This is a genomic window from Phytohabitans flavus, assembly GCF_011764545.1.
In the GTDB taxonomy this organism is placed as follows: Bacteria; Actinomycetota; Actinomycetes; order Mycobacteriales; family Micromonosporaceae; genus Phytohabitans; species Phytohabitans flavus.
Genome location: NZ_AP022870.1, coordinates 3,560,537 through 3,585,107, shown reverse-complemented (window position 1 = coordinate 3,585,107; position 24,571 = coordinate 3,560,537). Strand labels below are relative to the sequence as shown.

General features: G+C 72.7%; 12 protein-coding genes and 2 pseudogenes. All 14 read left to right on the top strand.

Annotated features, from left to right (window positions below; translation table 11 throughout):
• Window positions 1–29: 29 nt before the first annotated feature.
• The 14 genes and pseudogenes from Pflav_RS49290 (at window position 30) to Pflav_RS45605 (ending at window position 24,571) form a co-directional block, all read left to right on the top strand.
• Window positions 30–2,736 (top strand): annotated as a pseudogene (locus Pflav_RS49290) (condensation domain-containing protein).
• Between the two features lie 14 nt (window positions 2,737–2,750).
• A complete protein-coding gene (locus tag Pflav_RS49285) occupies window positions 2,751–3,092 on the top strand; it encodes a phosphopantetheine-binding protein (RefSeq protein WP_462933164.1) in 342 nt (113 codons plus the stop codon).
• 11 nt (window positions 3,093–3,103) lie between these two features.
• Window positions 3,104–4,021 carry an ornithine carbamoyltransferase gene (locus Pflav_RS15610; protein WP_173036818.1) on the top strand — a complete coding sequence of 306 codons (918 nt, stop codon included), beginning with the start codon at window positions 3,104–3,106 and terminating at the stop codon, window positions 4,019–4,021.
• A complete protein-coding gene (locus tag Pflav_RS15605; RefSeq protein ID WP_173036817.1) occupies window positions 4,018–5,259 on the top strand; it encodes an MFS transporter in 1,242 nt (413 codons plus the stop codon). Before Pflav_RS15610 ends, Pflav_RS15605 begins: the two co-directional genes overlap by 4 nt.
• A gap of 75 nt (window positions 5,260–5,334) precedes the next feature.
• A complete protein-coding gene (locus tag Pflav_RS15600) occupies window positions 5,335–6,270 on the top strand; it encodes a TauD/TfdA family dioxygenase (RefSeq protein ID WP_173036816.1) in 936 nt (311 codons plus the stop codon).
• Between the two features lie 24 nt (window positions 6,271–6,294).
• A complete protein-coding gene (locus Pflav_RS15595; RefSeq protein ID WP_197938968.1) occupies window positions 6,295–7,218 on the top strand; it encodes a TauD/TfdA family dioxygenase in 924 nt (307 codons plus the stop codon).
• 147 nt (window positions 7,219–7,365) lie between these two features.
• On the top strand, window positions 7,366–8,619 hold the full coding sequence (locus Pflav_RS15590) for a sensor histidine kinase (protein WP_232071456.1): 1,254 nt from the start codon (window positions 7,366–7,368) through the stop codon (window positions 8,617–8,619).
• Window positions 8,610–9,251, top strand: coding sequence for a response regulator transcription factor (locus Pflav_RS15585; protein WP_173036814.1), 642 nt, complete (start codon window positions 8,610–8,612; stop codon window positions 9,249–9,251). The genes Pflav_RS15590 and Pflav_RS15585 overlap by 10 nt, the downstream gene beginning before the upstream one ends.
• A 13-nt stretch (window positions 9,252–9,264) precedes the next feature.
• Window positions 9,265–10,059, top strand: a complete 795-nt coding sequence (locus Pflav_RS15580) for a DUF4097 family beta strand repeat-containing protein (RefSeq protein ID WP_173036813.1) — start codon at window positions 9,265–9,267, stop codon at window positions 10,057–10,059.
• 41 nt (window positions 10,060–10,100) lie between these two features.
• The gene (locus tag Pflav_RS15575; RefSeq protein ID WP_173036812.1) at window positions 10,101–10,868 is read left to right on the top strand and encodes an ABC transporter ATP-binding protein; all 768 of its coding nucleotides are present in this window, start codon (window positions 10,101–10,103) and stop codon (window positions 10,866–10,868) included.
• Window positions 10,865–13,357 (top strand): FtsX-like permease family protein, encoded by a 2,493-nt coding sequence (locus Pflav_RS15570; protein ID WP_173036811.1) that lies wholly within the window; start codon window positions 10,865–10,867, stop codon window positions 13,355–13,357. Before Pflav_RS15575 ends, Pflav_RS15570 begins: the two co-directional genes overlap by 4 nt.
• A gap of 99 nt (window positions 13,358–13,456) precedes the next feature.
• A complete protein-coding gene (locus Pflav_RS15565; protein WP_173036810.1) occupies window positions 13,457–13,657 on the top strand; it encodes an MbtH family protein in 201 nt (66 codons plus the stop codon).
• Window positions 13,658–13,685: 28 nt separating this feature from the next.
• A pseudogene (locus tag Pflav_RS15560) lies at window positions 13,686–18,698 on the top strand (amino acid adenylation domain-containing protein); the annotation flags it as partial.
• Between the two features lie 107 nt (window positions 18,699–18,805).
• Entirely contained in the window at window positions 18,806–24,571 is a 5,766-nt protein-coding gene (locus Pflav_RS45605; protein ID WP_332107872.1) for an amino acid adenylation domain-containing protein, read from the top strand.

Genomic DNA, 24,571 nt, shown 5'->3' with positions numbered 1-24,571 from the left:
GCCAGCACCGGCTGTGGTTCCTCAACCAGATGCACCCAGGCAGCCCGGAGTGGGTCGCGCCGCTGTTCCTGCGGCTGGCACCCGGCACCGAGGCGCACCACGTGCACGCCGCGCTGGACGCGCTGGAGGCCCGGCACGAGGCGCTGCGCACCCGGTACGTGACCGTGGACGACGAGCCGCGCCAGGTGGTCGCCGACCCTCGTCCGGTGGAGCTGCGCATCGTGGACGACGGCGACGCGGACGGCCTTTCCGCTGAACAATTGGAGCTGCTCTTCGCCGAGCAGTTCGCCCGCGGCTTCGACCTCGTCGACGGTCCACTGTGGCGGGCGCTGCTGGTGCGCGGCGGCGCCGCCGGCCCGGTACTGCTCGTCACCGTGCACCACATCGCCACCGACGGCTGGTCCACTGTGGTTCTCGAGCGGGAGCTGCGCGACCTCTGCGCGGCGGCCGTCGAAGGGCGCGAGCCACAGCTGGCCGAGCTTCCGGTGCAGTACGCCGACTACGCCAGCTGGCAGCGGGCCCGCCTCACCGACGAGGTGATCGAGCGGGAGCTGGCGTACTGGCGGCCGACCCTCGCCGGACTGCCCGCGCTGGAGCTGCCCACCGACCGGCCGCGCCCGCCGGAGCGCGACCCCGAGGCGCCGGCGTGCGGCTCGCCCTCTCGCCCCGGCTCACCGACGCGCTCACCGCGCTCGGGCGGCGGTACGGCGCCACCCCGTTCGTCACGCTGCTGACCGCGTACGCCGCGCTGATGGCCCGGTACAGCGGGCAGGACGACCTCGGCATCGGCACGCCGGTGGCCGGGCGCACCCGGCCCGAGGTCGAAGGTGTGGTCGGCTTCTTCCTCAACTCGCTCGTGCTCCGCTGCGACCTGACCGGCGACCCACGTTCACCGAGGCGCTGGAGCGGGTGCGGGCCGCCAGCCTGACCGGCTTCGCGCACCAGGAGCTCCCGTTCGAGCGGCTCGTGGACGAGCTACAGCCGATCCGCGACCTGTCCCGCACGCCGCTCTACCAGGTGGCGTTCGACCTCCAGGACGAGGGCTTCACGACGGTCGCGGCGGACGGCGCGCTGATGGACGCGTTCCAGCGTTCGTGGCGGGTGGCCAAGACCGACCTGACGCTGTTCATGTGGCGGCAGGAGGACGGCTCGCTCACCGGCGCACTGGAGTACGCGACCGCGCTCTTCGACGAGGCGACCGTGCAGCGGATGGCCGACCACCTGGTCCGGCTGCTGGAGGCGGTCGTCGCCGACCCGGGCGCCCGGCTGTCCACCGTGGACTTCTCGTCGATCCACGAGCGGCGGGTCATGGCACAGTGGAACGACACCACCGCACCGCTGCCCGCCGAGTCGGTGCCGGACCTCGTCCGCGCCCAGGCGCTGGCCGACCCGCAGGCGGTGGCCGTCGAGATCGGCGAGCTGCGGCTGACGTACGGCGAGCTGGACGAGCGGGCCAACCGCCTCGCCCACCACCTGCGCGAGCGCGGGGTGGGCCGGGAGTCCACAGTGGGCGTGCTCCTGGACCGGGGCGCCGACCTGGTCGTCTCGCTGCTCGCGGTCTGGAAGGCGGGCGCGGCGTACGTGCCGCTGGACCCGGCCTTCCCGCCGACCGGCTCGGGCACGCGATGGCCGACTGCGGGGCCACCGTGGTGCTCACCCGCTCGCGATACGCGGACCGCTTCACCGCCGTGGAGTGCGTGCTCGTCGACGCCGAGCGCTTCGAGATCGCGGCCCGTCCGGCCACTCCGCTGGCCCGCGCCACCGACCCGGACGCCGCCGCGTACGTCATCTTCACCTCCGGTTCGACCGGCCGCCCCAAGGGTGTCGTGGTGACCCACCGAGGCCTGGCCAACCACGTGCGCTGGGCGGCCGACACGCTCGCCGCCCGTGGCCAGGGCGGCGCACCGCTCTTCTCCTCGGTCGCCTTCGACCTTGTAGTGCCGAACCTGTGGGCGCCGCTGGTGACCGGCCAGCGACTCTGGCTGCTGCCGCCGGACGTGGAGCTGGACCAGCTCGGCGCCGAGCTGAAGAAGGCCGCACCGTTCAGCTTCATCAAGCTCACCCCCGGCCACCTGGAGCTGCTCGACCCGCCGGAGGCGTTCGCCCCGGTCGTCGTGGTCGCCGGCGAGGCGCTGCCCGGCGCGGTCGCGGAGAAGTGGCGCGGCGTGCTCGGCGACGGCAACCTGGTCAACGAGTACGGCCCGACCGAGGCATCCGTCGGCACGTCCATCTACCCGGTGGTCGGGCCGCAGAAGGCCGGCGTCGTGCCGATCGGGCGCCCGCTGCCCAACATGACGATGCGGGTGCTCGACGCCAGCCTCCGGCCGGTGCCGGTCGGGGTGGTCGGCGAGCTGTACGTGGGCGGCACTGGCGTGGCCCGAGGGTACGCCAACCGGCCCGAGCTGACCGCCGAGAAGTTCCTGCCCGACCCCTGGGCGCCCGGCGCCCGCATGTACCGCACCGGCGACCTGGCCCGCTGGTCCGCCGAGGGGAACGTGGAGTTCCTCGGCCGGATCGACGACCAGGTCAAGATCCGCGGGTACCGGGTGGAGCTGGGCGAGATCCGCGCGGTCCTGCTCGACCACCCCGAGGTGCGCGACGCCGCCGTGATCGCGCACGAGCAGCGGATCGTGGCCTACGTGGTCGGCACGACCGAGGTCCGGGAGCACTGCGAGCGGTCGCTGCCGGAGTACATGGTGCCGGCCACCGTCATCGCCGTCGACCGGATCCCGTTGAACGCCAACGGCAAGGTGGACCGGCGGGCGCTGCCCGACCCGGACCAGGCGTCCACACCGGACGAGACCGTCGCCCCGCGTACGGTCGCCGAGGAGCGGATCGCCGACATCTGGGAGGAGCTGCTCGGCGTACGCGCCGGCGTGCACCAGAGCTTCTTCGCGCTCGGCGGCCACTCGATCCTCGCGGTCCGGCTGATCTCCCGGCTGCGGGCCGAGTTCGAGGTGACGCTCCCGGTCCGGGTGGTGTTCGAGCGGCCCACCATCGCCCAACTCGGCGAGGAGGTCGAGGCGCGGATCCGGGCCGAGATCGCCGCGCTCTCCGACGCCGAGCTGCTCGCCGGCGCGGACAAGGTGTGAGAGGACAAGCCATGCGCCACCTCATCTCCATCAGCGACCTGACCGACGAGGACCTGCACGCGATCGTCGCCCGCGCCGCCCTGTTCGGCGCGGGCGGGCTGGACGGCCGGCCCCTGGAGGGCGCGATCGCCGGCATCTACTTCCGCCGTACCTCCACCCGGACCCGGACCGCGTTCTCCGCCGGGGCGCTGCGGCTCGGCGCGCAGATCATCACGTTCGGCCCGGACGACCTCCAGCTGAACACCGGCGAGAGCACCGAGGACACCGGGCGAGTGCTCTCCGGCATGCTCGACCTGCTCGTGGCCCGTACCGCCGACGCGACCGCCGAGCTGCGCGCCTGGTCGTCGGCCGGGCCGATGTCGGTGGTCAACGCGATGAGCGCCGAGGAGCACCCGACCCAGGCGCTCGCCGACCTGGCCACCCTGGTCCGCCACTTCGGCCGGATCGAGGGGCTGCGCCTGCTGTACGTCGGCGAGGGCAACAACACCGCCGCGGCGCTCGCCCTGGCGCTCACCCGCTACCCCGGCGTGGTGCTGGAGCTGCGCACCCCGCCCGGGTACGGCCTCGAGCCGGCGATCCTGGCCACCGCGGCCGCCCAGGCCAGCTCCAGCGGCGCCGCCTTCACCGAGCGGCACGACATGGAGGGCGTCCCGGAGGAGCTGGACGTCATCTACACCACCCGCTGGCAGACCACCGGCACGAGCAAGCCGACGCCGGACTGGCGGGAGGTGTTCGCCCCGTTCCAGGTCACGTCGGCGCTCTGGAACAGCAGCCCGAAGGCGGTCTTCATGCACGACCTGCCGGCCCACCGCGGCGAGGAGGTCACCGCCGAGGTGCTGGACGGGCCGGCCAGCGTCGCTTTCGCCCAGGCGGAGAACAAGCTCTACAGCGCGATGGCGGCGCTGGAGTGGTGCTGGGCCGGCCGATGACGCTGGCGCAGGCGCCGCCGCAAGCGGAGGAGGTCCCGCTCCGGCGCAACCGCAACTTCCAGTTCCTCTGGGCCGGCTCGGCACTGTCCGTCCTGGCGGAACGCTTCTCCGCGATGGCGTTCACACTGCTGGTGATCTGGTCCGGCGGCTCGAAGAGCGCCGCCGGCCTGGTGGCCTTCGCGGCGCTGCTGCCGATGCTGCTCGTGCAGCTGCCCGCCGGCGTGCTGGTCGACCGCTGGTCCCGGCGGCGGGTGATGCTCATCTGCGTCGCCGGCCGGCTGGTCGGCATCGGGAGCGTCGCCGCGGCCGTCGCGGCCGACCGGGTGTGGGTCCCGCACCTGGCCGCCGTCGCGTTCGCGCAGGGCTGCATGACGGTCTTCTACCAGCTCGCCGAGCGGGCCACGGTCCGCGCGGTGGTGCCGACGAGCCAGCTGCCCGCCGCCATGGCGCAGAACGAGGCGCGTGGCCGGGGTGCCAACTTCGTCGGCCACCCGACCGGCGGCGTGCTCTTCGGCCTCACCGCGTACGCCCCGTTCCTGACCAGCACGGTCTTCTACCTCGTCTCGCTGGTAGCGATGCTGCGGCTGCGCACCCCGCCGCAACCGCCCGCCAAGCGCCGCAGCTGGGGGATCGGCGCCGGTCTGCGTTGGGTGTGGGGGCGGCGCTACTTCCGGACCGCGCTGCTACTGATCGCCGGCAGCAACCTGCTCTTCCAGGGCGTGATCCTGACCCTCCAGGTGGTGGTCAAGGAACAGGGGCGCTCGTCGGCCGTGGCCGGTCTGATCATGGCGGCCGGGAGCATCGGCGGCCTGGTCGGCGCCGTCGTGGGCGGCTGGTGGGTACGGCGGATGGCGATGCGCCACATCATGGTCGTCGCGTACCTGGCGTGGGCGCTCGTGATGCCCGGCCTGATCGTGGTGAGCCATCCGGTGGCGTTCGGCGGGCTGTTCTTCACCACGTCGCTGATCGGCGCGGCGACCACCGTCGCCGGCATGGTGTACCAGCTGCGCATCACCCCGGACGCGATGCAGGGCCGGGTCGGCAGCGTCGTGCTGCTGCTGACCTCCGGGGCGAGTTCGCTCGGCGCGCTGGGCACCGGCTTCCTGCTGGAGGAGGTCAGCACCACGCGCGCGTTCGCCGTCATGTCCGTCGCGATGGGGCTGCTCGCGCTGATCACCGCCGCGACCTTCCTGGGCCGGAAGGCGGCGGCGGACGAGAGGGACGCCGCGCCGGCCTGAGCGGCGGTATGGGAAATCTATAGGGGGCCGATCGATGCTTGCACCATCCGTAATCGTGAGCGCGGGGAGAACGTGATGCCTGACAGTTGGAAGCCGCTGGAGATCGATCCAGCCAGCGTCGGCGCCGAGGCGAGCGCCGCCGGGCTGGTCAGCTACCTGCGCGGCGAAGCGGGTCTGGACGACCTGCTGGTCAAGGAGAAGGCGCTGGTGTTCCGCGGGTTCGGCGTCGCACCCGGCGAGCTCGACGGCGTGATGGACCTGCTGCTGCCCAACCGCCTTGCGTACGTGCACGGCAACTCGCCGCGGACCAAGGTCGGCAAGAACGTCTACACCTCGACCGAGTACCCGCCCGAGTTCACCATCTCGATGCACAACGAGCTCTCGTACGCCTCCGCCTGGCCCTCGCGCCTGCTCTTCTACTGCGAGAAGGCGGCCACCACCGGCGGTGCCACCCCGGTCGTCGACGGCGTGCTGTGGCTGGAGTCGCTCGACCCGGAGGTGCGCGCGGCGTACGCCGGCGGGGTCCGCTACACCCAGAACCTGCACGACGGGCTCGGGCTCGGCAAGAGCTGGCAGGACACGTTCGAGACGGACGACCGCGACGAGGTCGAGGCGTTCCTGGCCGGCTCCGGCGCGACCTGGCAGTGGAAGTCGGACGGCACGCTCCGGGTGAGCCAGGTCCGCCCGTCGACCATCAAGCACCCGGTGACCGGCGTCGAGGTCTGGTTCAACCAGTCCGACCAGTGGCACTCGGCGGCGCTCGGCGACGAGACCGCCAAGGCCCTGGCCCAGATCATGCCGGAGGAGGACCTGCCGCAGTCGGTGAGCTTCGCCGACGGCACGCCGATCCCCGGCGACTACGCGGTGCAGGTACGGGACCGCGGCCTGGAGTCCGCTGTGGACGTCGACTGGCAGGAGGGTGACCTGCTGCTGATCGACAACATCCTCGTCGGCCACGGACGGCGGCCGTTCAACGGCAGCCGCCGGGTCCTCGTCGCGATGTCCGACTGAGGGGAGGGCCACACCATGGACGGGATGCTCCCGTTCACCGTCGAGGCCGACGGCTCGGGCGCCGGCGTGATCGAGCGGATCGACGCTGACCGGCAGAAGCTGCGCGGCCTGCTGGCCGAGCACGGCGCGCTGCTGCTGCGCGGCTTCGAGATCGGCGGCGTGGACGGCTTCGACCGCGTGGTGCGGGCGCTGTCCGGCGCGCCGCTGACGTACGCCGAGCGCTCCTCGCCGCGCAGCACCATCAAGGGCCAGGTCTACACCTCGACGGACTACCCGCCGGACGAGGAGATCTTCCTGCACAACGAGAACTCGTACCAGGCGGTCTGGCCGCTGACCCTGTACTTCCACTGCCTCCAGGCGCCGAAGACCCAGGGCGCCACGCCGCTGGCGGACATCCGCCGGGTGTACGAGGCGATCGACCCCGGCGTCCGCGAGGAGTTCGTCCGTCGCAAGTGGATGGTGGTGCGCAACTTCCACCCCGACTTCGGCAGCTCGTGGCGGCATACTTTCAACACCGAGGATCGCTCGGACGTCGAGGCGTACGCGGCCGAGCGTGGCATCGCGCTCGAGTGGCTGGACGGCGACGGCCTGCGTACCCGCGCGGTCCGCGAGGCGGTGCACCAGCACCCGGTCTCCGGCGAGAAGGTGTGGTTCAACCACGCGACGTTCTTCCACATCAGCACCCAGGCCAAGGACGTGCGCGAGGGGCTGCTGGAGATCTTCGCGCCGGAGGACCTGCCCAGCAACACGTACTACGGCGACGGCGGCACCATCCCGGACGACGTGATGGACCACCTGCGCGCCTGCTACCGGCAGGTGTCGACGCGGTACGACTGGCAGTACGACGACGTGCTCGTCGTGGACAACATGCTCGCGGCGCACGGGCGGGAGCCGTTCACCGGACCCCGCAAGATCGCGGTCGCGATGGCAGAGCCGTCCCGCGGCTGACCGAGCCGCCAAGATCGGCCCGAAGGGCTCCCCATAAGGGGAGCCCTTCGTCCGTTTCTAGTAGAACTGGAGGTGGTGCTAGGTGCAGGGCCAACACGGGTACCTGTGTCCTGGTTTACCCCGGGCCGCGTTCTCTACGGTCATGGTGTGAGTGTGAACCGCGTCGTCGCCACCGAGCGGCTGGGACAGCCGCCGTGGTCGCCGCGCGCCTGGCAGGTCACCGCGCACGTGCTGGTGGGCGGTGTCGTCGGCCTGGTCACCGGCGGGGTGCTGCTGGCGCTCGCGCTGGCCACCGCACTGCTCGCCGTCACCGTGGTCTTCGCCCTGGGCACCGGGCTGGCGCTCTTCGCCTGCGTGCACGCGTTCGCCGCGCTCCAGCGCTCCCGCTTCGAGGCGTTCCTCGGGGAGGAGATCCCGGCGCCGCCGCCCCACCCGTACGGTGGCTGGGCCCGGCGGCTGGCCGGCGAGGCGCGTTCCGAGACGGTGTGGCGGCAGTTCGGGTACCACATCTTCGCGCTGGTCGTCGGCGGTGCCGGCGCCGCCGTCGTGGCGCTGGCCTGGGCCGGCGGCCTGCTGCTGCTGACCGCCCCGCTGCACAGCTGGCTGCTCGCCGACGACCCGGTGGGCCCGATCCCGCTGGTCCTGGCCACCGCCGCCGGCGTGGGGCTGCTGTTCGCCGCGCCCTGGCTGGCCCGCGGGGTCGTCGCGGTCGACCTGCTGGCCGCCCGGGCGCTGCTCGGCCCGAGCCCGCGCGCCGAGCTCGCCCAGCGCGTGGCGCTCCTGGCCCGCAGCCGGGCCGAGCTGGTCGAGGCGGCCGACGCCGAGCGCCGGCGGATCGAGCGCGACCTGCACGACGGCATGCAGCAGCGGCTCGTCTCGCTGGCCATGAACCTCGGGCTCGCCCGCGCCACCTACCCGGACGCGCCCGATCCGCTTCGCGACGTGCTCGCACGCTCCCACGACGACGCCAAGCTCGCACTCAGCGAGCTGCGCGACGTGGTCCGCGGCCTGTACCCCGCGGTCCTGGACAACCTGGGCCTGGACGCCGCGCTCTCCGGCGTCGCCGCCCGCTCACCGGTGCCGGCCCGGCTCCGGGTCGACCTGCCCCGGCGGCCACCGGTGGCGATCGAGGCGGTGGCCTACTTCGTCGTCTCCGAAGCCCTCGCCAACGTGGCCAAGCACTCCGGTGCCACATCCGTGGAAGTCAGCGTCCACCTGCTGGAAAGCGGCGACCGGCTGCGCGTCGTGGTCGCCGACGACGGGCGCGGCGGTGCCCGTCCGGAGCGCGGCACGGGCCTGCGAGGGCTGGCGCAGAGGGTGTCGTCCGTCGATGGCACGCTGGACATCGACAGCCCGGACGGGGGCCCGACGACTATCGCGGTGGAGCTGCCATGCGAGTGATGATCGCTGAGGATTCGGTGCTACTGCGGGAGGGCCTGGTCCGCCTGCTGGAGGCCTCCGGCATGACCGTCGTCGCCGCGGTGGCCAGCGCCGACGCGCTGCTGGCGGCGGTCGCCGAGGACCAGCCGGACATCGTCGTCGCCGACGTGCGCATGCCGCCCACCTTCACCGACGAGGGCCTGCGCGCCGCCCTGACCCTCCGGCAGAAGTGGCCCTCCGTCGCGGTGCTGGTCCTCTCCCAGTACGTCGAGGAGCGGTACGCCACCGAGCTGCTGTCGCGCCCGGACAGCCGGGTCGGCTACCTGCTCAAGGACCGGGTCGCCGACGTGGCCGAGTTCGTCGACGCGCTGCGCCGGGTGGCCGACGGCGCCACCGTCCTCGACCCGGAGGTCGTCTCCCAGCTTCTCGTCCGGCACCGCAGCGACCCGATCGAGCGGCTCACCCCGCGCGAGACGCAGGTGCTCTCCCTGATGGCCGAGGGGCGCTCCAACGCCGGCATCGCCGCCGCGCTCGTGGTCAGCGAGAGCGCCGTGGCCAAACACGTCAACAGCATCTTCACCAAGCTCGACATCGCGATGGAAGACAACGACCACCGCCGGGTGCTCGCCGTGCTGCGGTTCCTGAAGAGCTGAGGAGAGAACGAAGTTGTCCAGAGTTGTCGTGGAGAAGCGGACCGCGTGGCGCACCCTGGGGGCGGCGGCCACGGTCCTGGTGCTCCTCTTCGCCGGAGCGGTGGTGTGGACCTGGCTCAGCCCCGAGCGCACCGACGAGCACCGCCAGACGTACCGGCAGGCGGTCTCCCGGGTCACGCTCGACAGCAACGCCGGCGACATCACGGTGACCGAGGGGGAGGCCGGGGCGGTCACGGTCGAGCGGCGGCTCGCCTGGACCTCGCTGCGCAAGCCGACCGTCGACGAGACGTGGAGCGGCGACACGCTCACCATCACCGGGCGCTGCCCCCGCACGGGCCTCAAGTTCGGCCTCGGTAGCGCCTGCACGCTCGACTACGTGCTGCGGGTGCCGCCGGGCGTCGCGGTCGACCTGCGCACCGAGGCGGGCAGCGTCCGGGTCAGCGACCTAACGGGCGAGGTACGGCTGGCCGCGTCCGCCGGCGACATCACCGCCGAGCACGTCTCCGGGCCGCTCTACGCGCGGGCGGACAGCGGCCAGATCACCGGTGTCGGGCTCCGGGCGGACACCACCGACGTCGAGATCGACTCCGGCGACGTCGACCTCACGTACGCCGAGGTGCCGCCCACCGTGAGCGCGGTGGCCAGCGCCGGCGACGTGGTGATCCACCTGCCCTCGGGCGCGTACGCGGTCACCGCCGACGCGGCCTCCGGCGACGAGCGGGTCGAGGTCACCAACGACCCCGGCGCGCCCTCCTCCGTCACCGCGCGCACAAGTGCCGGCGACGTCACGATCCAGTACACCAGCTGACCAACCTTCACACTTCGTAACCACGAATCTATGGGGGATCGATGGACGAGACCGTGCGCCTCGAGGCGTTGAGCAAGACGTACGGGAGCGGCGACAACGCCGTGACGGCGCTACGCGGCGTAACCCTCGAATTCCCGCCCGGCAGCTTCACCGCGATCATGGGACCGTCCGGTTCCGGCAAGTCGACGCTGCTTCAGTGCGCCGCCGGGCTGGACCGGCCCAGCGGCGGCCGGGTGGTCGTCGCCGGCACCGACCTGAGCGTGCTCGACGAGACCGCGCTGACCCTGCTGCGGCGCGACCGGATCGGCTTCGTGTTCCAGTCGTTCAACCTGCTGCCGTCGCTGACCGCCGCGCAGAACGTCGCCCTGCCGCTGCGCCTGGCCGGCATCCGCCCCGACCCGGCGGAGATCACCGCCGCGCTCCGCGAGGTCGGGCTGGAGGACCGAGCGAGCCACCGGCCGAGCGAGCTCTCCGGCGGCCAGCAGCAGCGGGTGGCGATCGCCCGCGCGCTGGTGACCAAGCCGGCGGTGCTCTTCGCCGACGAGCCGACCGGCGCCCTCGACACGATGACCAGCCGCGACCTGCTGCGCACCCTGCGCGGCCTGGTCGACCGCGCGACCCGCGCGAGCGGCGACAAGCCCATCGCCGGCATCCGCACGATCGTGATGGTCACCCATGACCCGGTCGTCGCCGCGTACGCCCACCGCGTGGTCTTCCTCGCCGACGGCCGCGTCGTGGGCGAGCTGGCCGACCCCACCGCGGACGCCGTCGCCGCCCGCATGGTCCACCTGGAGGTGGCCGCGCAATGATGGGCATCGCCGTACAGACGTTGCGGGCCCGCTGGGTCTCGTTCGCCGGCACCGTGGTCGCGCTGGTCCTCGGCGTGGCCCAGGTCGCCGCGATGGGGCTGCTGCTGGGCGCGCTGCTCGACCTGCCGGACCGGCCGCCGCAGCGGTTCGCCGCCGCGCCGGCCGTGGTCTTCGGCAACGACCCCCAGTGGAACCCGGCCCACCACGACCTCGGCGTCCGCTCGCTCGCGGAGGCCAAGGGTGTGCCCGCGGACGTGGTGCAGCGGGTCGCCGCCACCGGCGAGGTGGTCCTGGACCGGGCCTTCTACGCCCAGGTCGAAGGCGGCGACGCCGACCAGGTCGGTCACCCCTGGTCGGTGGCCCGCTTCGGCGGGTACGAGCTGGCCCAGGGGCGCGCCCCGACCGCCGACACCGAGATCGTGGTCAGTGGCAGCTCCGGCGCGACCGTCGGGCAGCAGGTGGTCGTGCTGACCGCGGACGGCGCCCAGCCGTACCAGGTGGTCGGCGTGACCGCGCCGGTCGACTTCGAGCACGCGGTCTTCTTCAGCGACACCGAGGCGGCCCGCATCTCGCCGCGAGTCGAGGCGGTCGTGGCGCTCGGGCCGGTGGACGCTGTCCGGTCGGCCGTGTCGGGGTCCACTGTGGAGGTACTCACCGGCGGCGACCGGCACAAGGCCGACGTCAGCGAGGACCGCGACCGCGAGGCGCTGGACAACACCGTGACGCTGCTGCCGATCACTGCGAGCGTGGCGGGTTCCACCGCCATCTTCGTGGTCGCCTCGACGTTCGCGTTCGCGGTGGTACAGCGCCGCCGCGAGGTCGCCCTGCTGCGCACGGTCGGGGCCACCCCGAAGCAGGTACGCCGCATGGTGCTCGCCGAGGCCGTGCTGGTCGGCACGCTCGCCTCGGCCGCCGGGTGCGTGCTCGGCCTCTTCGGTGCCCAACTGCTGGCCCGCTGGCTGATCAGCCTGGGCCTCTCGCCGTCCTGGTTCGGCGTAACCCCGTCGCTCGCGCCCGCGGTGCTGCTGCCGGTCGCCGCCGCGTTCCTCACCGGCGTGCTCGTAGCGCTGCTCGGCGCCGTCGCCGCCTCGTGGCGAGCCGGCCAGGTCCGCCCGATCGAGGCACTCCGGGACGCGGCGGTGGACCGGCCGATGACCTCCGGCCGGTGGCTGCTCGGCGTCGGCGGGCTCGCGGCCGGGGTCGGCATGGTCGCCTACGTCGGCTTCGCCGCGCCCGAGATGACGCTCGTACCCAACAAGTACGTGCCCACGCTGCTCGTCCCGATTGGCGCGTTCGCACTGCTCGCACCGGTACTCGTCGGCCCGCTGACCAGGCTGATCATGGCACCGTTCGGCGGGGCGAAGGGCGCGGGCGCGATGGTCGTGCGGGAGAGCGCCCTGACCGCGCGGCGGCGTACCGCGGCCACCGCCGTGCCGGTCCTGCTCACCGTGGGCCTGGCCATCTCGCTGCTCGGCGCCACCGACACCATCAACGAGGCCCGCGACAGCGGCCTGCGCAACCAGGTGACCGCCGACTACGTGCTCGCCCCGGACGGCAGCCCGGGCATCAACCGCGCCGCCGTCGAACGGGTCGCCGCGGTGCCCGGCGTACACGTGGTCGCGCCGGTGCTCACCACGCTGTACACAATGGACGAGGACCGGCTACAGGAGAACGACGGCTACGCGGTCGAGCCGGCCGCGCTCTCCCGCACGCTCGACCTCCCGGTCCTGGAGGGCTCGTTGGACGACCTCGACGACAGCGGCATCGTCGTGGCGAAGTCGTGGGGGTACGAGCTGGGCCAGCCGGTCGAGGTCTTCATGGCCGACGGCAGCACGGTTTCGCTGCGGGTGGCCGCCATCTACGAGGCGCTGCGCGGGCAGGACATCGGCTACGTGACCCAGAAGTACGCCGTCACCGGCGCGTACGCCCGCAACGGGCTGGCCCGCCGGGCGTACGTCTCGGTGGACGAGGGCACCGACCGGGACGCCGCGCTCGCCGCGATGCGCACCGCCGTCGCCGGGCTGGGCGCGAAGGTGGTCACCACCGAGGAGATGGTTGCCACCGAGGCGGCGGTGGCGCGGCAGCTCACCGCCGTCCGGCAGCGTTCGGTCGCGGTCATCGTGGTGGTGTTCTGCTTCATCGCGATCGTCAACACGCTGCTGATGGCGACCGCCGACCGGCGCCGCGACCTGGCGGTGCTGCGGCTGGCCGGGGCCACGCCGCGGCAGGTGGTCGCGCTCTTCGCCGCGGAGTCGTTGCTGGTGGCCGGCATCGGCGTGGTGCTCGCGCTGATGGCGTCCGCGCTCAACCTGGCCGGGCTGTGGATCGCGCTGTCCGGGCTCTTCGGCGCGACACCGGTCGTCGTTCCACTGGGGATCGTCGCCGGCATCACGGCGGTGGCGGCGCTGCTGGCCGTCCTCGGCGCCGTGCTGCCCACGTCGGCGTCGCTGCGCGCCCACGCCGTGGCCCTGGCCACCGCCCGCGAGTAAACAGACCTTTCCCATCCCCGATCAGGGAGCGGCCATCCCCGTGGCCGCTCCCTGATCGCTGTTATAGGGCAGATATAGCGCCCCCGCGATGCTCACCGCATGACTGATGAGCTGACCTACCGCGTCGTCGTCAACGACGAGGAGCAGTACTCGATCTGGGCCGCCGACCGCGAGCTTCCCGCCGGCTGGCACGCCGAGGGCACCGAGGGGACCAAGCAGGAGTGCCTCGCGCGGATCGCCGAGGTGTGGACCGACATGCGCCCGCTGAGCCTGCGCCGCCGCATGGAGCAGGCGGCCTAGTTCCCTACCGCGAGCACGAGGAGTGGCGATGAGCACCGGTGGAGTGCAGACGACCGAGCGGGCGGACGCGCTCCGCGAGGAGCTGATCCGTGCCCGGCTCGCGGGAGGGGCCGGCCGCGCCGAGAAGGGCCGCCGCCTGGAGCCGGTGGACCGCACCGGCCCGCTGCCGCTGTCGTACGGGCAGCAGCAGATGTGGTTTCTCAGCCGGCTGGAGCCGGACAGCTGGGAGTACGTGGTCCCGGTCGCCCTGCGGCTGCGCGGCCCGCTCGACGTGGACGCGCTGCGGCGGGCGTTCGACGGCCTCGTCGCCCGGCACGAGATCCTGCGCACCCGGTACGCGCTGGACGGCGCCGAGCCGGTACAGGTGATCGACCCGCCGGCGCCGTTCGCCCTGCCCGTCGAGGACCTCACCACACTGCCCACAGTGGAGCGCGAGCCGCGGGCGGCCGAGCTGGCGGCGGCCGCGCCGGGCGAGCCGTTCGACCTGGAGCGGGAGCACCCGGTACGGGCGAGCCTGCTGCGCCTCGCCGCCGACGACCACATCCTGGTCGTGGTCTTCCACCACGTGGCCTGCGACGCCTGGTCGGTGCGCGTCTTCGCGGAGGAGCTGGGCGCTCTCTACGGCGACGCCGAGGCAGCTCTGGCCCCGCTGCCGGTGCAGTTCGCCGACTACGCCGCCTGGGAGCGCGCGCACCTGACCGGCGACGTGCTCCGCCGGCACCTGGACTACTGGCGCGGGCAGCTCGACGGCGTACCGCCGCTGGACCTGCCGACCGACCACCCCCGCCCGGCCACCCGCAGCTGGGAAGGGGACGCGGTGCCGTTCGCGTTCCCCGCCGCGCTGACCGAGCGGCTGCGCAAGGTGAGCGCCGAGCACGGCACCACGCTCTTCATGACACTGCTCGCCGGCTACCAGGTGCTGCTCGGCCGGTACACCGGCCGCACCGACGTGCCGGTGGGCACGGTCGTCTCCGGGCGCACGCAGCCGGAGGTACAGCGCCTCATCGGGTACGGCATCAACAGCCTCGTCATGCGTGGACGGGCCGAGGGCGACCCCTCGTTCGCCGAGCTGCTGGGGCGCACGCGGGAGACCGTGCTGGGCGCCTTCGACCACCAGGACGTGCCGTTCGCCCGGCTGGTCGACGAGCTCCAGCCGCAGCGGGACATGTCCCGCACGCCGCTGTTCCAGGCCGCGTTCACGATGCACGAGGAGCGCGCCGCCGGCTTCGACCTGCCCGGGCTGGCGGTCGAGGCGCTCACCGCCCCGTCCCGGGTGGCCCGCTTCGACGTGACCCTCCAGGTGGAGGAAGCCGCCGACGGTACGCTGCGCGGCACCCTGGAGTACGTCAAGGCGCTCTTCGACCGCTCCACAGTGGAGCGCATGACCTGGCACCTGGTGCGGCTGCTCGACCGGGTCACGGCCGCGCCGGACGTGCCGCTGTCCCACCACGTGATGCTGGACGCGGGCGAGCTGGCGATCGTCGCGCCGCCCATCCAGCTCCTCGACGCGCCGGAAATCTGCGTGCACGAGGCGTTCGAGCGGCGCGCGGCGACCTGCCCCGACTCGGTCGCGGTGGTCTTCGGCGAGCAGAGCCTCACCTACGCCGAGCTGAACGAGCGCGCCAACCGCCTCGCCCACCACCTGCGCGAGCTGGGTGCCGGCCCGGAGACGCTCGTCGGTGTCTCGCTGGACCGCGGCATCGACCTCGTGCCCACGCTGCTCGGCGTGCTCAAGTCCGGCGCCGCGTACCTGCCGCTCGACCCGGCATACCCGGCCGACCGGCTCGCCTTCATGCTCGCCGACACCGCCGCACCGGTCGTGGTCACCACCGCCGCGCACACCGAGAAGCTGCGCACCATCCACTCCGGACGGTTCGTCGTGCTGGACGGCGCGGAGGACGCCGCCGCCCTCGCCGCCCGCCCCGCCGACAACCCGGTACCGGTGTCCACTCCGGACAACCTCATCTACGTCATCTACACCTCCGGCTCGACCGGCCGTCCCAAGGGCGTCTGCCTCACCCACGGCAACGTGCTGCGGCTGCTCACCACCGCCGAGGAGCACTACGCGTTCGGCGACACGGACGTGTGGCCGCTGTTCCACTCGTACGCCTTCGACGTCTCGGTCTGGGAGCTGTGGGGCTCACTGCTCTACGGCGGCAAGCTTGTCGTGGTGCCACAGGCGGTGACCCGGTCGCCGGAAGACTTCCTCGACCTGCTCGTCGCGCACCGGGTGACCGTGCTCAACCAGACCCCGACGGCGTTCCGCGGCCTGGTGGCCCTGGCCGGCGAGGGCGACCGGCGGATCGACGCGCTCGCGCTGCGGGCCGTGGTCTTCGCCGGCGAGAAGCTGGAGGTGCAGGAGCTGGCGCCCTGGGTCGCCCGCCGAGACCTCGACCGCACGCTGCTGCTCAACATGTACGGCATCACCGAGACCACCGTGCACACCACGTACTACCGGCTGGTCCCGGCCGACCTCGTGCCGGGCGCCCCCAACCCGGTCGGGCACCCGCTGCGTGACCTTCAGGTCTACCTGCTCGACGCGGACGGCAACGTGGCGCCGATCGGGGTGCCCGGCGAGATCTACGTCGGCGGGCCGGGCGTGGCCCGCGGCTACCTCAACCGGCCGGAGCTGACCGCCGAGCGGTTCGTACCCGACCCGTTCGGCCCGCCCGGCGCCCGCCTGTACAAGAGCGGCGACCTGGCCCGCCGCGAGCCGGACGGGAGCATGTCGTTCCTCGGCCGCATCGACCACCAGGTGAAGATCCGCGGCTTCCGCATCGAGCTCGGCGAGATCGAGGCGGCGATGACCGCCCATCCGCAGGTCCGGGAAGCGGTGGTGGTGGTCCGCGAGGACCAGCCCGGCGACCGGCGGCTGGTCGGCTACGCGGTGCCGACCCGGGACGCGGTGCCGTCGCCGGGGGAGCTGCGCGCGCTGCTGGCCCGCACGCTGCCCGAGTACATGATCCCGTCGGCGTTCGTGCCGCTGGGGAAGATCCCGCTGACCGCCAACGGCAAGCTGGACCGGGCCGCACTGCCCAGTGTGGACCGTACCGCGCTCTCCGCGGAGCGGGACTACGTAGCCCCACGTACCCCCGAAGAAGAGCGGATGGCCGCGATCTGGCGGCAGGTGATCGGGGTCGACCGGGTCGGCGTGGACGACGGCTTCTTCGACCTCGGCGGCGACTCGATCCGCGCGGTGGCGCTGGTCGGCGCCCTCCGCGAGGCCGGGTACGACGTGGCGGTACGGGACGTCTTCGCCCACCGCACCGTGGCCCAGCTCGCCGCGTTCCTGGGCGAGGCCGGACCGGCAGCCGAGGCGCCCGCGCCCGGCGTCCAGCCGTTCGCGCTCATCTCCGCCGAGGACCGGGCCGCGCTGCCGGACGGCGTCGTGGACGCGTACCCGCTGGCCCAGGTGCAGCTCGGCATGGTCGTGGAGATGCTCGCCGACGACGGCCGGCACCACTACCACAACTCGACCTGCTTCCGGATCGCCGACGGTGAGCCGTTCTCGCCGGCGGCGTTCGCCCGCGCGGCCCAGCTTGTCGTGGCGCGGCACGAGGTGCTGCGTACCTCGTTCGCGCTGGACACGTTCTCCACACCCCTCCAGCTCGTGCACGGCACCGCCGAGCCTGTCGTCGGCCACCGGGAGCTGCCGGGCCTGTCCGGCGAGGAGCTGGAGCGTTCGCTGCGCGCCTTCATGGCTGCCGAACGGGCCCAGCTCTTCGACCTCTCCCAGCCGCCGCTGGTCCGCTTCCACGCGCACGCCTGCGACGACGGCTGGTGGCTGACGCTCACCGAGTGCCACGCGGTCCTCGAGGGCTGGAGCCACCACTCGCTGCTGATGGAGCTGGTCGGCGCCTACAAGGCGTACCGGGACGGGCGGGAGCCGGAGCCGGCCGCACCGGCCGCCGTGCGCTACGCCGACTTCGTCGCCGCCGAACTGTCCGCATTGGACGACGAGGCGGACCGGGCGCACTGGCAGGGGACCGTCGAGCGGTACGCGAAGTTCACCCTCCCGACCGGCTGGGGCGACGACCCGTCGACCCCGCGCGGCGTGCACAAGGTGTGGGTGCCGTACCGGGACCTGGAGCAGCGGCTGCGCGAGCTGGCCTCCGCCGCCGAGGTGCCCATCAAGGCGGTGCTGCACGCCGCACACCTCAAGGTGATGAGCCAGCTCACCGAGGAGCCCGCCTTCCACACCGGACTCGTCACCAACGCCCGGCCGGAAGCGACCGGCGCGGACCGGGTCGCCGGCGTCTACCTCAACCCGCTTCCGTTCGGCTACGACCGAGGCGCCCGCACCTGGCGGGACCTCGTCCGGTCGGTCTTCGCCCGGGAGATCGAGGTCTGGCCGCACCGCCGCTTCCCGCTCGCCGCGATGCAGCGCGAGTTCGGCGGCGGCGAGCGGCTTGTCGACGTCCGCTTCAGCTACCAGGACTTCCGCCAGGTCGACGCGGACGTGGTGGACTACGCCGCGACGATCGACGACAGCCCGACCGAGTTTCCGCTCGGCGTCTCCACCCGGGCCGGCTTCTGCGTGCTGAGCGCCAACAACCACTTCCTCAGCCGCTCCAATGTGGACCGCGTCGGCGCCATGTACCGCGCGGTGCTGGAAGCGATGGCGGCCGACCCGGACGGCGACGCCTCGGCCACGTACCTGCCCGATGGCGAGCTGCGCCGCGTGGTCACCGACTGGAACGACTCGGCGGCGCAGTTCACGGACGCCTCGGTGCTGGCGCTCTTCGAGCGGCAGGCCGCCGCCACCCCGGCCGCGACCGCGGTCCGCTGCGGCGACACCGAGCTGACCTACGAGCAGCTGGACGCCCGCGCCAACCGGTACGCGCACCACCTGCGCAGCCTCGGCGTCGGGCCGGAGGCGCTGGTCGGTGTGCTGCTGGAGCGGGGCCTGGACCTGCCCGCCGCCCTGCTCGGCGTCTGGAAGGCGGGCGCGGCGTACGTGCCGCTGGACCCCGCCTTCCCGGCCGAGCGGATCGAAGCCATGATGGCCGACGCCGGCGCGCGGGCGGTCGTCACCCAGGAGGCTTTCGCCGACCGGTTCACCGGTGACGTGCTCATGGTGGACCGGGACCGCCGCCTCATCGCCCGCGCCCCTCGACCGCACCGGCCCGCGACGACGACCCGGACCGTCTGGCGTATGCCATCTTCACGTCGGGTTCGACGGGTCGGCCGAAGGGTGTGGCGGTTACGCATCGCGGTTTGTCGAACCATGTGCAGTGGGCGGCGGAGGTGCTGGCGTCGCGTGGTTCGGGTGGTGCGCCGTTGTTCTCGTCGGTCGCGTTCGACCTGGTGGTGCCGAATCTGTGGGCGCCGCTGGTGTCGGGTCAGCGGTTGTGGATGCTGCCGCCGTCGGTGGAGCTTGACGAGCTGTCGGCCCACTTGCGGGGTGCGGCGCCGTTCAGCTTCATCAAGCTGACCCCTGGTCACCTGGAGATTCTTGAGCCTTCGCCCGAGTATGCGCCGGTGATCGTGGTGGCTGGTGAGGCGTTGCCTGGGCCGGTCGCGGAGAAGTGGCGTGCGGTGCTGGGGGACGGCAACCTTGTCAACGAGTACGGCCCGACCGAGGCGAGCGTCGGTACCTGTATCTTCCCGGTCTCTGGGCCGCAGGGTGCTGACGTGGTGCCGATCGGCCGGCCGCTACCCAACATGACCATGCGCGTCCTCGACGCCGACCTGCGGCCCCTCCCGGTCGGGGTCGCCGGCGAGCTGTACGTGGGCGGCACCGGCGTGGCCCGAGGCTACGTCAACCGGCCCGAGCTGACCGCCGAGAAGTTCCTGCCCGACCCGTGGTCGCCCGGCGCGCGGATGTACCGCACCGGCGACCTGGTGCGCTGGTCCGTGGACGGCAACATCGAGTTCCTTGGCCGGATCGACGACCAGGTCAAGATTCGCGGGTACCGGGTGGAGCTGGGCGAGATCCGCGCGATCCTGCTCGACCACCCCGAGGTGCGCGACGCCGCGGTCGTGGTGCACGAGGACCGCATCGTCGCCTACGTGGTCGGGTCCACGGATGTCAAGGACCACTGTGGACGGACCCTGCCGGAGTACATGGTGCCGTCGACGGTGATCGCGGTGGAGCGGATCCCGTTGAACGCCAACGGCAAGGTCGACCGGCGGGCGCTTCCCGACCCGGACGGCGCCACGGACGAGCGTGAGTACATCGCCCCGCGCAACCCGGTCGAGGAGCGCATCGCCGCGCTCTGGTGCCAGGTGCTCGGCGCGGAGCGGGTGTCGGTGGAGGACAGCTTCTTCGACATCGGCGGCCACTCCATCCGGGCCATCGCACTCGTCGGGGCGCTGCGGGCGGCGGGCTTCGACGCCGGCGTCCGCGACGTCTTCACCCACCGCACCGTCGCCGCCCTCGCCGCCGCGCTGCCCACCTCGAGCGCCGCCACCGAGGACGACGCCCTGGTGGCGCCGTTCGCGCTGATCGACGCCGCCGACCGGGCCGCCCTGCCGGACGGGCTCGTCGACGCGTACCCGCTGGCCCAGGTGCAGCTCGGCATGCTCGTCGAGATGCTGGCCGACGACAGCGTGAACAAGTACCACAACACCACTACGTTCCGGATCCGCGACGGCCGCCCGTTCGACGTCGAGGCCCTGCGCACGGCTGCGGCTGCGGTCGTCGCCCGGCACGAGATGCTCCGGACCTCGTTCGACCTGGACGGGCTGAGCGTGCCGATGCAGCTCGTCCACCGCACCGCCACGATCCCGATCGAGGTACGCGACCTGCGCGGCCTCGACGCGGACGCGCTGCGCCAGGCGATCCGCGACTTCACCGCACGGGAGCGGGCCACCCTCTTCGACCTCACCAGGGCGCCGCTGCTGCGGGTCGCCGCGCAGGTGGAGAGCGACGAGGCGTGGTGGATGTCGGTCAGCGTCTGCCACCCGATCACCGAGGGCTGGAGCCACCGTTCGCTGCTGATGGAGCTCGTCGAGGCGTACCTCGGCGTGCGCGGCGGCGGGCAACCGCCGGTGCGCGAGGTGCCGGCGCTGCGGTACGCGGACTTCGTCGCCGCCGAGATCGCCGCCGTCGAGTCCACTGAGGACCGTGGGTACTGGCAGGGGATCGTGGACCGGTACGCCCGGTTCCACCTGCCCGCCGGCTGGGGCGACGACGGCGACACGCCGCGCCGGGCGTACACGGTGAACGTCCCGCTCGCCGACCTGAGCGAGACGCTGCGGTCCCGGGCGAGCGAGGCCGGCGCCTCGCTGAAGGCGGTGCTGCACGCCGCGCACCTGAAGGTGATGAGCCAGCTCACCGACGAGCCGGCGTTCTACACCGGCCTCGTGTCCAGCGGCCGGCCCGAGGTGGCCGGCGCTGAGCGGGTGTACGGCATGTACCTCAACACGCTCCCGTTCGCCCACGACGGCACCGCCACCACGTGGCGGGAGGCGGTCGGCCAGGCGTACGACCGCGAGGGTGAGCTGTGGCCGCACCGGCGCTTCCCGATGCCGGTGATCCAGCGTGACCTCGGCGACGGCGCTCGCCTGCTCGACGTCCGGTTCAGCTACCTCGACCTCCAGCAGGCCCAGGCGGAGACCGACGTGGTCGACGCCGAGTCCGGCGTGGGCGAGGGCGCCACCGAGTTCGGGCTCGCGGTCGCCGCCCGGGCCAGCGGCCTGGTGCTCACCGTCGACACGCACACGCTCAGCCCGGGCAACGCCGAGCGGATCGGCCGGATGTACCGCGTGGTGCTGGAAGCGATCGCGGCCGACCTCGACGGCGACGCGCGGGAGACATTCCTGCCCGGCGGCGAGCGGGACCGGCTGCTGATGGAGTGGAGCCACAACCCCGGCACCATGGTCGGCCGCTCGGTCCTGGAGCTGGTGGAGGAGCGGGCGGCCACGTCGCCCGGCGCGACGGCGGTGGAGGTGGGCGGCACCCGGGTCACGTACGCCGACCTGGACGCCCGCGCCAACCAGCTGGCCCACCACCTGCGCGGGCGGGGCGTGGGGCCGGACTCGCTCGTGGCGGTGCTGCTCGACCGGGGCGCCGACCTCGTAGTCGCGATGCTCGCGGTGTGGAAGGCAGGCGGCGCGTACGTGCCGCTCGACCCCGCCTTCCCGGCCGAGCGGATCGACCGCATGCTGGCCGACGCGGACGTACGGGTCGCGGTCACCCAGGCGTCCTATGTAGACCGCTTCACAGTGGACACTGTCCTCACCGATGCCGCCGGAGAGCCCGCCACCGCACCGGAGCGGGTCGACGACCTGGACCGCCTCGCGTACGTCATCTTCACGTCCGGCTCGACGGGTCGGCCCAAGGGTGTGGCCATCACGCATCGCGGTTTGTCGAACCATGTGCAGTGGGCGGCGGAGGTGCTGGCGTCGCGTGGTTCGGGTGGTGCGCCGTTGTTCTCGTCGGTCGCGTTCGACCTGGTGGTGCCGAACCTGTGGGCGCCGCTGGTGTCGGGTCAGCGGTTGTGGATGCTGCCGCCTGCGGTGGAGCTTGACGAGCTGTCGACCCACCTGCGGAGTGCGGCGCCGTTCAGCTTCATCAAGCTGACGCCTGGTCACTTGGAGATTCTTGAGCCTTCGCCGGACTACGCACCGGTGATTGTGGTCGCTGGTGAGGCGTTGCCCGGCCCGGTCGCGGAGAAGTGGCGCGCGGTGCTGGGTGACGGCAACCTTGTCAACGAGTACGGCCCGACCGAGGCGAGCGTCGGTACCTGTATCTTCCCGATTTCGGGGCCGCAGGGTGCTGACGTGGTGCCGATCGGCCGGCCACTACCCAACATGACGATGTTCGTGCTGGACCGCCACCTGCGCCCAGTCCCCGCCGGCGTGGTCGGCGAGCTGTACGTCGGCGGCACCGGCGTGGCCCGAGGCTACGTCAACCGGCCCGAGCTGACCGCCGAGAAGTTCCTGCCCGATCCGTTCGGCTCGGTCGGCGGCCGCCTCTACCGCACCGGCGACCTGGCCCGCTGGTCCGCCGAGGGGAACGTGGAGTTCCTCGGCCGGATCGACGACCAGGTCAAGATCCGCGGGTACCGGGTGGAGCTGGGCGAGATCCGCGCGATCCTGCTCGACCACCCCGACGTGCGCGACGCCGCGGTCGTGGTGCACGAGGACCGCATCGTCGCCTACGTCGTCGGCTCCACCGACGTCAAGGACCACTGTGGACGGACGCTGCCCGAGTACATGGTCCCGTCCACTGTGGTCGGCGTGGAGCGCATCCCGCTGAACGCCAACGGCAAGGTCGACCGGCGGGCCCTGCCCGACCCGGACGGCGCCACCGACGAGCGGGCGTACGTCGCACCGCGTACGGCCACCGAGGAGCGGATCGCGGCCATCTGGTGCGAGGTGCTCGGCGCGGAGCGGGTGTCGGTGGAGGACAGCTTCTTCGACATCGGCGGCCACTCCATCCGGGCCATCGCACTCGTGGGCGCGTTGCGGGCGGCGGGCTTCGAAGCCGGTGTCCGCGACGTCTTCACCCACCGCACCGTCGCCGCACTCGCGACCGCGCTGTCCAGCGGTGGCACCTTCACCGAGGCGGCCGCGGTCGCACCGTTCACGCTCGTCGGGGCGGACGTGCGGGAGCGGCTCCCCGAGGACGTGGTCGACGCGTACCCGCTGTCGCAGGTGCAGCTCGGCATGCTCGTCGAGATGCTCGCCGACGAGCGGGCGGCCCGGTACCACAACGCCGCGACGTTCCTCATCCGCGACGGCCGGCCGTTCGACGTCGACGCCCTGCGCGCCGCGGCCCGAACCGTGGTCGAGCGGCACGAGATGCTGCGGACCTCGTTCGACCTCGACCGGTACGGCCTGCCGCTCCAGATCGTCCACGCGTCGGCCGACCTGCCGGTCACCGTCCACGACCTGCGCGGGCTGGACGAGGGCGGCGTCGAGCAGGCGGTACGCGAGCACATCGCCCGGGAGCGGGCCAACCTCTTCGACCTCGAGGCGCCGCCGCTGCTGCGGATCTCCGCCCTGGTCGAGAGCGACGAGGCGTGGCGGCTCGGCTTCACCCACTGCCACGCCATCACCGAAGGCTGGAGCCAGCACTCGCTGCTGATGGAGGTGCTCGACCTCTACCGGCGGAACGTCGACGGCACGCCGGCACAGCCGTACGAGACACCGGCCGTCCGGTACGCGGACTTCATCTCCGCCGAACTCGCCGCGCTGGAGTCCGACGAGGACAAGGGCTACTGGCAGGACGTCGTCGACAGGTTCGCCCCGTGCGTGCTGCCCCCGGACTGGGGAGTCGGCCCGGAAGGGGCGCGCGAGGACCTCAAGCTCCCGATCGTCTTCCGGGACATCGAGGAGCCGCTGCGGGCACTCGCCACCGAAACCGGCACGTCGTTCAAGGCGGTGCTGCTCGCCGCCCACCTCAAGGTGCTCAGCTCGGTCACCAACGAGCCGGCGTTCCACACCGGCGTGCTCTACAGCGCCCGGCCGGAAGCGCCGGGCGCCGAGCGGGTGTACGGCATGTACCTCAACACCCTGCCGTTCGCCCACGACACCGCCGTCGCCAAGACCTGGCGTGACCTCGTTCGGCAGGTCTTCGACCGGGAGGCGGAGGTGTACGCCCACCGCCGCTACCCGCTGCCGGCGATCCAGCGGCAGGCCGGCGGGCACCGACTGTTCGACATCATGTTCCGCTACCAGGACTTCCACCAGGTCGACACCGGCCGGGTGGACGTCCGCGGCGGGGCCGGCGAGGGCACCAACGAGTTCACGATGACGGTCGCCACCCAGCCCGGGTACCTGGTGCTGCGCGCGATCAGCACCGGCCTCGAGCAGGGCGCGGCGGAACGGCTGGCCGGCATGTACCGGGCGGTGCTGGAGGCGATGGCCGCCGACCCGGACGGCGACGCCCGGGCCACGTACCTGTCCGAGCACGAGAAGGCGCAGGTCCTGCAGGACTGGAACGACACCGAGGTGGAGTGGTAG

Excerpts from the sequence above, each read along its gene's own strand:
- Pflav_RS15610 (WP_173036818.1), top strand. The coding sequence starts at position 3,104 with ATGCGCCACCTCATCTCCATCAGCGACCTGACCGACGAGGACCTGCAC.
- Pflav_RS15605 (WP_173036817.1), top strand. The coding sequence starts at position 4,018 with ATGACGCTGGCGCAGGCGCCGCCGCAAGCGGAGGAGGTCCCGCTCCGG.
- Pflav_RS15600 (WP_173036816.1), top strand. The coding sequence starts at position 5,335 with ATGCCTGACAGTTGGAAGCCGCTGGAGATCGATCCAGCCAGCGTCGGC.
- Pflav_RS15595 (WP_197938968.1), top strand. The coding sequence starts at position 6,295 with ATGCTCCCGTTCACCGTCGAGGCCGACGGCTCGGGCGCCGGCGTGATC.
- Pflav_RS15585 (WP_173036814.1), top strand. The coding sequence starts at position 8,610 with ATGCGAGTGATGATCGCTGAGGATTCGGTGCTACTGCGGGAGGGCCTG.
- Pflav_RS15575 (WP_173036812.1), top strand. The coding sequence starts at position 10,101 with ATGGACGAGACCGTGCGCCTCGAGGCGTTGAGCAAGACGTACGGGAGC.
- Pflav_RS15570 (WP_173036811.1), top strand. The coding sequence starts at position 10,865 with ATGATGGGCATCGCCGTACAGACGTTGCGGGCCCGCTGGGTCTCGTTC.
- Pflav_RS15565 (WP_173036810.1), top strand. The coding sequence starts at position 13,457 with ATGACTGATGAGCTGACCTACCGCGTCGTCGTCAACGACGAGGAGCAG.